Source organism: Bradyrhizobium sp. (assembly GCF_035484855.1).
Classification (GTDB): domain Bacteria; phylum Pseudomonadota; class Alphaproteobacteria; order Rhizobiales; family Xanthobacteraceae; genus Bradyrhizobium.
On sequence record NZ_DATHOP010000209.1, the window covers coordinates 1 to 11,168 of the forward strand.

Consider the following 11,168-nt stretch of genomic DNA (forward strand, 5'->3'; position numbering starts at 1 on the left):
CACTCCTCGGGCAAATTGCTGTTCGCGGCGCGCGTGATTCCCTATCGCGGCTCCTGGCTCGATATCGAATTCGACGCCAAGGACATCGTGTTCGCGCGCATCGACCGGCGCCGCAAGATTCCGGTGACCTCGCTGATGTTCGCGCTCGGGCTCGATGGGGAAACCATCCTGTCCACGTTCTACAAGAAGATCAGCTACAAGCGCGCCAAGGACGGCTGGCGCGTGCCGTTCGACGCCACCCGTTTCCGCGGCTACAGCACGATCAACGACCTGATCGATGCCGACAGCGGCAAGGTGGTGCTCGAGGCCGGCAAGAAGCTGACCGTGCGTGCCGCGCGCCAGTTGCAGGAAAAGGGCCTCAAGGCGCTGCGGCTGTCGGATGAGGAACTGGTCGGCAACTACCTGGCCGAGGATCTCGTCAATCCGAAGACCGGTGAAATCTACGCCGAGGCCGGCGAGGAAATCACCGAGAAGTCGCTGAAGGCGCTCAACGAGCACGGCTACAAGGAATTGCCGCTGCTCGACATCGACCATGTCAATGTCGGCGCCTATATCCGCAACACGCTGCATGCCGACAAGAACATGACGCGCGAGGACGCGCTGTTCGACATCTATCGCGTGATGCGTCCCGGCGAGCCGCCGACCATCGATTCGGCGCAGACCATGTTCCAGTCGCTGTTCTTCGACAGCGAGCGCTACGACCTGTCCGCGGTCGGCCGCGTCAAGATGAACATGCGCCTCGAACTCGACGCGCCCGATACCCATCGCACGCTGCGCAAGGAAGACATCCTCGCCGTCATCAAGACGCTGGTCGATTTGCGCGACGGCAAGGGCGAGATCGACGACATCGACCATCTCGGCAACCGCCGGGTGCGTTCGGTCGGCGAATTGATGGAGAACCAGTATCGCATCGGCCTGTTGCGCATGGAGCGCGCGATCAAGGAGCGGATGTCGAGCGTCGACATCGATACCGTGATGCCGCAGGATCTGATCAACGCCAAGCCCGCGGCCGCCGCGGTGCGCGAGTTCTTCGGCTCCTCGCAGTTGTCGCAGTTCATGGACCAGACCAATCCGCTCTCGGAGATCACCCACAAGCGCCGCCTCTCGGCGCTTGGCCCGGGCGGTCTGACCCGCGAGCGCGCCGGTTTCGAGGTGCGCGACGTGCATCCGACCCATTACGGCCGGATCTGCCCGATCGAGACGCCGGAAGGTCCGAACATCGGCCTGATCAACTCGCTCGCCACTTTTGCGCGCGTCAACAAGTATGGGTTTGTCGAGACGCCCTATCGCAAGGTCAAGGACGGCCGCGTCACCGACGAGGTGATCTATCTCTCGGCGATGGAGGAGGGCCGCTATCACGTGGCGCAAGCCAACGTCGCGCTGGATAATCGCGGCCGCTTCACCGACGACCTCGTGGTCTGCCGCCACTCCGGCGACGTCTTGATGATCACGCCGGACAAGGTCGACTACATGGACGTGTCGCCGAAGCAGCTGGTTTCGGTGGCAGCAGCCCTGATCCCGTTCCTCGAGAACGACGACGCCAACCGCGCGCTGATGGGCTCCAACATGCAGCGCCAGGCCGTGCCTCTGGTGCGTGCCGAGGCGCCGTTCGTCGGCACCGGCATGGAAGGCGTGGTCGCCCGCGACTCGGGCGCAGCGATCGCGGCACGCCGCACCGGCGTGATCGACCAGATCGACGCCACCCGTATCGTGATCCGCGCCACCGAAGATCTCGACCCCACCAAGTCAGGCGTCGATATCTACCGGCTGATGAAGTACCAGCGTTCCAACCAGTCGACCTGCATCAACCAGCGTCCGCTGGTGAAGGTCGGCGACACCGTCCGCAAGGGCGACATCATCGCCGACGGTCCCTCGACCGATCTCGGCGAGCTCGCGCTGGGGCGCAACGTGCTGGTCGCGTTCATGCCGTGGAACGGCTACAACTTCGAGGACTCGATCCTGCTCTCCGAGCGGATCGTCAAGGACGACGTCTTCACCTCGATCCACATCGAGGAATTCGAGGTGATGGCCCGCGACACCAAGCTCGGGCCTGAGGAAATCACCCGCGACATTCCGAACGTTTCGGAAGAAGCGCTGAAGAACCTCGACGAAGCCGGCATCGTCTATATCGGCGCGGAAGTGCGCGCCGGCGACATCCTAGTCGGCAAGATCACGCCGAAGGGCGAAAGCCCGATGACGCCGGAGGAAAAGCTGCTGCGCGCCATCTTCGGCGAAAAGGCCTCCGACGTTCGCGACACCTCGCTGCGCGTGCCTCCGGGCGTGCAGGGCACCATCGTCGAAGTCCGGGTCTTCAACCGGCACGGCGTCGACAAGGACGAGCGCGCGCTGGCGATCGAGCGGGAAGAGATCGAGCGTCTGGCCAAGGACCGCGACGACGAGCAGGCGATCTTGGACCGCAACGTCTATAGCCGCCTCGCCGAGTTGCTGGAGAATCGTCAGGGCATCGCCGGCCCGAAGGGCTTCAAGAAGGACACCAAGATCACCCGCGCGGTGCTCGACGAGCATCCGCGCTCGCAGTGGTGGATGTTTGCTTCGCCCAACGACAAGCTGATGGCCGAAATCGAGGCGATGCGGAAGCAGTACGACGAATCGAAGAAGGGCCTCGAGCAGCGCTTCCTCGACAAGGTCGAGAAGCTGCAGCGTGGCGACGAATTGCCGCCCGGCGTGATGAAGATGGTGAAAGTCTTCGTCGCGGTGAAGCGCAAGATCCAGCCAGGCGACAAGATGGCCGGCCGTCACGGCAACAAGGGCGTGGTGTCGAAAATCGTTCCGGTCGAGGACATGCCGTTCCTCGAAGACGGCACGCATGCCGACATCGTGCTCAATCCGCTCGGCGTGCCCTCGCGCATGAACGTCGGGCAGATTCTCGAAACCCATCTCGGCTGGGCCTGCGCCGGCCTCGGCAAGCGCATCGGCCAGACGGTGGATGCGTATTACGCCAAGCAGGACATCCGACCGCTGAAGGAGACCCTGAAGAAGATCTATGGCGATGAGGAAACCATCAAGTCGCTGAACGACGCCGAACTGATGGAGCTTGGCGGCAATCTGCGTCACGGCGTGCCGATCGCGACCCCCGTGTTCGACGGGGCCAAGGAAGCCGACATCGAGGAGATGCTGAAGCTTGCGGGTCTGGATGCCTCCGGGCAATCGACCGTCTATGACGGCCGCACCGGAGACGCCTTCGACCGCAAGGTGACGGTAGGCTACATCTATATGCTCAAGCTGCATCACCTCGTGGATGACAAGATCCACGCGCGTTCGATCGGTCCGTACTCGCTCGTCACCCAGCAGCCGCTGGGCGGCAAGGCGCAGTTCGGCGGCCAGCGTTTCGGCGAAATGGAGGTGTGGGCGCTGGAAGCCTACGGCGCGGCGTACACGCTCCAGGAAATGCTGACCGTGAAGTCGGACGACGTCGCCGGCCGTACCAAAGTGTACGAGGCGATCGTGCGTGGCGACGACACGTTCGAGGCGGGTATTCCGGAATCGTTCAACGTGCTGGTCAAGGAGATGCGTTCGCTGGGCCTCAACGTCGATCTGCACAATTCCAAATTGAGCGGCACGCCGACCTCCGAGGCGGCGGAGTAACCAACAAGCATCATGCCCGGCGCGCCATGCGCCGGGTATCCGCGCCTCGTCCGGACGTTGGGCGGGGCGCGTGGCGAAAAAAGAATTTCGAATTTGCTGCCGGTGACGATCGGCACGCGAGGAGAAGACGATGAACCAAGAAATTATGAATCTGTTCAATCCGACGACGCCGGCCCAGGTCTTCGACCAGATCCGGATCTCGATCGCGTCGCCGGAGAAGATTCTGTCGTGGTCCTACGGCGAGATCAAGAAGCCGGAGACCATCAACTACCGCACCTTCAAGCCGGAGCGTGACGGCCTGTTCTGCGCGCGCATCTTCGGGCCGATCAAGGACTACGAGTGCCTGTGCGGCAAGTACAAGCGCATGAAGTACAAGGGCATCATCTGCGAGAAGTGCTCGGTCGAAGTGACGCTGTCGCGCGTCCGGCGCGAGCGCATGGGCCATATCGAACTGGCCGCGCCTGTTGCCCACATCTGGTTCCTGAAGTCGCTGCCGTCGCGCATCGGCCTTCTGCTCGACATGACGCTGAAGGATCTCGAGCGGATTCTTTATTTCGAATATTACGTCGTGCTCGAGCCGGGTCTCACCGCGCTCAAGGACCGTCAGCTGCTGTCGGAAGACGAGTACCTGAAGGCGCAGGACGAATACGGCCAGGACAGCTTCACCGCCATGATCGGCGCCGAGGCGATCCGCGAGCTGCTCAAGGGGCTGGAGCTCGAAAAGCTCGAGACCTCGCTGCGCGCCGAGATGCAGGAGACTGAATCCGACATCAAGCATAAGAAGCTCGCCAAGCGGCTGAAGATCGTCGAGGCGTTCCGCTATTCCGGTAACAAGCCGGAATGGATGATCCTGACCGTGGTACCGGTGATTCCGCCGGACCTGCGGCCGCTGGTGCCGCTCGACGGCGGCCGCTTTGCGACCTCCGACCTCAACGACCTCTACCGCCGCGTCATCAACCGCAACAACCGGTTGAAGCGGCTGATGGAGCTGCGCGCGCCCGACATCATCATCCGCAACGAAAAGCGCATGCTGCAGGAGGCGGTCGACGCTTTGTTCGACAACGGCCGCCGCGGCCGCGTTATCACCGGCGCCAACAAGCGACCGCTGAAGTCGCTGGCCGACATGCTGAAGGGCAAGCAAGGGCGCTTCCGCCAGAACCTGCTCGGCAAGCGCGTCGACTATTCGGGCCGTTCGGTGATCGTGGTCGGCCCCGAGTTGCGGCTGCATCAGTGCGGCCTGCCGAAGAAGATGGCGCTTGAGCTGTTCAAGCCGTTCATCTATTCGCGGCTCGACGCCAAGGGCCTGTCCACCACCGTGAAGCAGGCCAAGAAGCTGGTCGAAAAAGAGCGTCCCGAGGTCTGGGACATTCTCGACGAGGTGATTCGCGAGCATCCGGTGCTGCTGAACCGCGCGCCGACGCTGCATCGGCTCGGCATCCAGGCGTTCGAGCCGGTGCTGATCGAGGGCAAGGCGATTCAGCTGCACCCGCTGGTTTGCGCCGCGTTCAACGCCGACTTCGACGGCGACCAGATGGCCGTGCACGTCCCGCTGTCGCTGGAAGCGCAGCTGGAAGCGCGCGTGCTGATGATGTCGACCAACAACATCCTGCACCCGGCCAACGGTCAGCCGATCATCGTGCCGTCGCAGGACATCGTGCTTGGTCTCTACTATCTGTCGATCCTGCGCGAGGGATTGCCGGGCGAGGGCAAGATCTTCGGCGACATGGCCGAGCTCGAGCATGCCCTGCATTCGAAGGTCATCCACCTGCACACCAAGATCAGGTATCGTTGGGACGGCATCGACGAGACCGGCAAGCAGGCCAAGCGCTGGATCGAGACCACCGCCGGCCGCGTCATGCTCGGCAACGTTTTGCCGCGCTCGGCGAAGATTTCGTTCGACATCATCAACAAGCTGATGACGAAGAAGGAAATCTCGAGCGTTATCGACCAGGTCTATCGTCACTGCGGTCAGAAGGAGACCGTGATCTTCTGCGACCGCATCATGGCGCTCGGCTTCTACAATGCGTTCAAGGCCGGCATTTCCTTCGGCAAGGACGACATGGTGGTGCCGGCCTCGAAGTGGAAGATCGTCGAGGAGACCCGGACGCTGGCGAAGGAATTCGAGCAGCAGTACAATGACGGCCTGATCACCCACGGCGAGAAGTACAACAAGGTCGTGGACGCCTGGTCGAAGTGCACCAAGAAGATCTCGGAAGACATGATGACGGAGATTTCCGCCGTCAAGAAGAATCCGAAGGGCGGCGAAGCCCAGATCAACTCGATCTTCATGATGTCGAACTCCGGCGCCCGCGGTTCGCAGGACCAGATGCGCCAGCTTGCCGGCATGCGCGGCCTGATGGCCAAGCCGTCGGGCGAGATCATCGAGACACCGATCATTTCCAACTTCAAGGAAGGCCTCTCGGTGCTCGAATACTTCAACTCGACCCACGGCGCCCGCAAGGGGCTGGCGGACACCGCGTTGAAGACGGCGAACTCCGGCTACCTGACGCGGCGTCTGGTCGACGTGGCGCAGGATTGCATCATCACGGCTGACGATTGCGGCACCAAGCTCGGCATCAAGATGCGCGCCATCATCGATGCCGGCACGGTGGTTGCCTCGCTGGCGTCGCGCATTCTCGGCCGCACTGCGGGCGAGGATCTGCGCGATCCCGCGACCAACAAGATCGTGGTCAAGCGCGGCACGCTGATGGAGGAGACCCATGTCGACGCGCTGCAGCAGGCCGGCATCCAGGAGGTCAAGATCCGCTCGGCACTGACCTGCGAACTCGTCAACGGCATCTGCGGCAAGTGCTACGGCCGCGACCTCGCCCGCGGCACGCCGGTCAACCACGGCGAAGCGGTCGGCGTCATCGCGGCGCAGTCGATCGGCGAGCCGGGCACCCAGCTCACCATGCGCACCTTCCACATCGGCGGCGCGGCGCAGATCAACGAGCAGTCGTTCATCGAGTCGAACTTCGAAGGCAAGGTGACGATCAAGAACAAGGCGATCGCCAAGAACAGCGAAGGCCACCTGATCGCCATGGTTCGCAACATGGTGGTCGCGGTGACGGATGCCGACGGCACCGAGCGGGCGACCCATCGCATCCAGTACGGCGCGCGGATGCGCGTCGACGAGGGCGACATGGTCAAGCGCGGCCAGCGCATCGCCGAATGGGATCCCTACACCCGGCCGGTTCTGACCGAAGTCGAGGGCACCATCGGCTTCGAGGATCTGGTCGAGGGTCAGTCGATCTCGGAGACGCTCGACGAATCCACCGGCATCGCCAAGCGCGTCGTCATCGACTGGCGCACCTCGCGGGGCGGCGGCGACCTGCGTCCGGCGATCGTCATCAAGGGCAAGGACGGCAAGATCCTGAAACTGGCGCGTGGCGGCGAGGCCCGCTACATGCTGTCGGTCGACGCCATCCTGTCGGTCGACGTCGGCGCCAAGGTCAAGACCGGCGACATCCTGGCGCGTATCTCGACCGAGAGCGCCAAGACCCGCGACATCACCGGCGGTCTGCCGCGGGTCGCCGAGCTGTTCGAGGCCCGCAAGCCAAAGGACGCGGCGATCATCGCGGAAATCTCCGGCACCATCCGGTTCGGCCGCGACTACAAGAACAAGCGCCGCATCTCGATCGAACCGATCGACAAGACCGAGGAGCCGCGCGAGTACCTGATCCCGAAGGGCAAGCACATCCACCTGCAGGACGGCGACATCGTCGAAAAGGGCGACTTCATCGTCGAGGGCAATCCGGCGCCGCACGACATCCTGGCGATCAAGGGCATCGAGGAACTCGCCGCCTATCTGGTCAACGAGATCCAGGAGGTCTACCGGCTGCAGGGCGTTCTGATCAACGACAAGCACATCGAGGTGATTGTCCGTCAGATGCTGCAGAAGGTGGAGATCACCGACCAGGGCGAGACCGACATGATCTCGGGCGAACAGGTCGACAAGATCGAGTTCGACGTGATCAACGCCAAGGCCAAAGAAGAGGGCAAGAAGCCCGCCACCGGGACGCCGGTACTGCTCGGCATCACCAAGGCGAGCCTGCAGACCCGCTCGTTCTTCTCGGCGGCCTCGTTCCAGGAGACCACCCGCGTGCTGACCGAAGCCGCCGTCAACGGCAAGGTCGACCCGCTGGAAGGCCTCAAGGAGAACGTCATCGTCGGCCGGCTGATCCCGGCGGGCACCGGCGCCTCGATGGCCAAGATCCGCGAAGTCGCCGTCAAGCGCGACAAGCTGATCCTCGACGAGCGCGAGAAGCAGGCGGCGATCGTACCCGCGGCACCCGAAGTCGAGCCGCTGGCGCTGCCGCCGGCGGAATAATCGGTCACTCGCGATCCTCACAACCGAAAAAGCCGGCGTCTTCGCCGGCTTTTTTTGGTCGGTGGCTGAGCGTTTTTGCCAGGCCTGAATTCGGTTGCCGCCGGCTCGCTCGACCGATTCTGCGCGCTGGCAATCGGGCGGCTGCAAGCTCCGCCTTCATTCACGTTCTCGTCAACATTTCGTGTTCGCCAGGCCCGGACCTGCGATGATCGGCGCCCGGCCGCGGCGCTCCGCCACCCGCTTCCCCTTATCTTGACACCGTAAAGATTTGCGGCGACCCAACACCTTGAAGGGTAACTGCGGCCGCGCCTGACATCGCGCGAGTTGGATCCGCGCTATCGAACAGCACCGGCAAATGACAAGGATCCGGGCCATTCGACAGGCAGCCATGCACGGGCTGCGGTTCTCAACGTCGTTTCGTTAATTGATAAAGTAAGTTGATAGGGTGATGTTTTGAATATCCATCGGATGGGATTCACGGTCGACCTTGGGCAATCGGTGTTCTGGCCCGAACGGGAGGACCTGTCGATCGAATTCATGAGGCTCCTTTCCGCGGCCCAGGAAGGCGGCTCTACGGTTGCCGAGTGCCTGGCCACGGCCAGACGCATCGATTTTTCGGATGACAACTCCTGGTGCCTTGAATGGACGAGAATCGCCGACACCAATGACGAACGCGGCAATGCCGCTCTGGCCCAGGGCAACATGCCGACGGCGAGGAGCAATTGGCTCCGCGCCGTCGGCTACTACCAGGCGGCGGCGTTCCCTTGCGATCAAGCCGACGAAATTCATCGGCGCGCGATCGGCCGCATGCGCGAATGCGCCGTCAAATACCTGCGGCACCGCCAGCCCGCCGGCGAGGTCGTACTGATCCCCTGGCCGGGCGGGCATGCGCTGGAGGGTTACTTTCTGCCTGCCGCGGCCGGATCGAAGCCGGCGCCGGCTGTCATTTGCATCGGCGAGCCCGGGCAGCGAAAGGAAGCATGCCTCAGCAAGGTGGTGCGCTACGCCGGCGATCGCGGCATGTCGGTGCTTGCGGTGGACCTGCTGGGTGCGGCGGCAATTGCCCCATTCGAGGAGATCGTCGGCCGTTCCGACCTGGAATCGACGATCGGGCACATCATGGACTATCTCGTCGGCAGGGACGATGTCGACGAGCACCGGATTGCAATCCTCGCGGACGGGTGCGGCTCTTCCTTCGTGGCGCGGGGAATCGCGTTCGACGACCGGTTTGCGGCGGCGGTTTGCGACGGCGGCATCTGGGATCTGCATGAACGGGCGTTCCTGAGGGATCGCTTCGCAGCGGCGGATGCGGGGTTCGGATCGGGCCGGATCTTCAGCCGGGTCGCGCGAAACATCAAATGCCCGGTCCTGATTTCGACGGGCGAGCGCGGCTGGCTGAAACCGGAGCGGGTCAGGGAATTGTATGACGGGCTGAGGGCGGATGACCGGGACGTGACGCTCAAGATCTTCACCAGCGAGGAAACCGCGGCGGCGGAAGGGCATGCCGACAACACGACGCTCGCCAATGAGTTCATCTTTGACTGGATCGCCTCCCGCCTCGGGATTGCGACGAATTAGCCAGACTAGATCGCCCGGCCGCAGGGTTCGCCGGGATGCAGCGGCTCAAATGAGGTCGGCGGCCGAATCACGGCGCCGCCTGGTGTGGCGAAATCTGCCGCCGCGGGGCGCGGCAGCCCGGCGCCCAAAACTCAGATGTCCAACTCCACCTTCATGCAGGCCTTTTCGAGCCGCTTCTGCAGGGCGGCGAGCTTGTTGGTGAGTTCGCCCAGTTCGCGGTCGCCGAACTCCGCGAAGATGAATTCGTTCAGGGCCTCCTGCTGTGCGGCCAGGCTTGCCAGATGCTTGTAGGTCTTGTCGGTCAGCGACATCTGCACGATCCGGGCGTCCTCGGTCGAGGGCTTGCGGCGAATGAAGCCCTTTTTTTCAAGCAGTTTGGATTGCGTCGTGACAAATGACGGATCGACGTGCAGCTTTTTCGAAACCACGTTGACCGGCACCCCGTCGTCCTGATCGATTTCGGCGAGTGCCATCAGGATCATCCATTGCGGACCGCTGATTCCCAAGGTCTTGCCCCAGAAGTAGCGAAGCTCCTCCAGGTGCACGCTGATGGAGGCGATCACCCAGGTGAAGCGCCGCGCCAGGTCCTGATTCTTGGTGCTGGTGGGGGTGCCGCCGGAGCTTGCGCGTTGCGCCGAACCCGGTGGGCCCACGCTTCTCTTGCCGGTCGCTCCCATAGCCCATCTTCATCGGTTTCCTTTGCAAAACAAGCAAAAAAGATCGGTGATGAACTCAATAATCCGGGCTTCCCGGGGAATAAGCGCGGCGGCGCGTCGTTGCCGAAAAAGCACATCGGGCGCGTAATCGATTGCTAATTTAATAAACTAATTTGATTAAAAAAGTGATGCATGCATATTTCATTGTGACGGCTGGGGGTCCTGGTTCGTCCCGTTAGGTAGCTCGCTCAAGTCCCGCGCATCGAGCGGGTGGTCCGAAGGCGCAGAACGACTGAGCGGTTTTAGAGCAGAACTAGGGAGCCAGTCCTGAGGTGTGCAGACATCCGGCGGATCTGGAACCTTCCTGAAAGAGCAACTTGGAGGTTTAACATGAAGACGATTAAGAGCCTTGTCCTCGGCTCAGCGGCGGGTCTTATCGCCATGAGCGGGGCACAGGCAGCCGATCTTCCCGTCAAGGCCAAAGCGGTCGAGTACGTGAAGATTTGCTCCCTGTATGGTGCCGGTTTCTTCTACATTCCGGGCACCGACACCTGCATCAAGCTGGGTGGTTACCTGCGCGTTGATACCACGTTCAACGGCAGCATCTACGATCAGCCGGCCTGGAGCGGCGATCTTGGTCTTGGCGATCGCTTCGTCAACCACGAGGTCTCCCGTGCCCGTATGGCGCTCACCGTTGATACCCGCACTGCAACCCAATACGGCGTAGTGCGCACGTTCGGACAGGCTGACTTCCAGTACGACACTCTGGGACAGAGTTCGTTCGCTCCCGGAGGCTTGGCCTCGAACCTGGGCGCCAACAGCTCGACCCTGCTTATGACGCCCGGCAACGGTTACACCGCGGTCGAGTATGTGTTCCTGCAATTCGCCGGCTTCACCTTCGGTAAGTCGTCTTCGGCTTATGCGTCGCCGTGGAACGGTTATCCGGGCAACAACACGTCGTACCTGATCGGCGGCGAAGACTCCGTCACCGGCGTGAT

Annotated in this window: 5 protein-coding genes; 4 read left to right on the forward strand and 1 reads right to left on the reverse strand. The window is 62.6% G+C overall.

Features of this window, described 5'->3' with window-relative positions; translation table 11 throughout:
* The 3 genes from rpoB to VK804_RS23925 all read left to right on the forward strand — a co-directional run.
* A partial coding sequence (gene rpoB / locus VK804_RS23915) for a DNA-directed RNA polymerase subunit beta (protein WP_325374832.1) occupies positions 1-3,606 on the forward strand: 3,606 nt, incomplete at its 5' end.
* A gap of 130 nt (positions 3,607-3,736) precedes the next feature.
* A complete protein-coding gene (gene rpoC, locus VK804_RS23920; RefSeq protein WP_325374834.1) occupies positions 3,737-7,936 on the forward strand; it encodes a DNA-directed RNA polymerase subunit beta' in 4,200 nt (1,399 codons plus the stop codon).
* Between the two features lie 537 nt (positions 7,937-8,473).
* On the forward strand, positions 8,474-9,514 hold the full coding sequence (locus VK804_RS23925) for an alpha/beta hydrolase (RefSeq protein ID WP_325374835.1): 1,041 nt from the start codon (positions 8,474-8,476) through the stop codon (positions 9,512-9,514).
* A gap of 131 nt (positions 9,515-9,645) precedes the next feature.
* Here the strand turns inward: VK804_RS23925 and VK804_RS23930 are convergent, their stop codons facing one another.
* The gene (locus VK804_RS23930) at positions 9,646-10,191 is read right to left on the reverse strand and encodes a MarR family winged helix-turn-helix transcriptional regulator (RefSeq protein ID WP_325374837.1); all 546 of its coding nucleotides are present in this window, start codon (positions 10,189-10,191) and stop codon (positions 9,646-9,648) included.
* 369 nt (positions 10,192-10,560) lie between these two features.
* Here VK804_RS23930 and VK804_RS23935 point away from each other — a divergent pair.
* Positions 10,561-11,168, forward strand: a 608-nt coding sequence (locus VK804_RS23935; protein WP_325374839.1) for a porin, incomplete at its 3' end; no start/stop codon positions are given.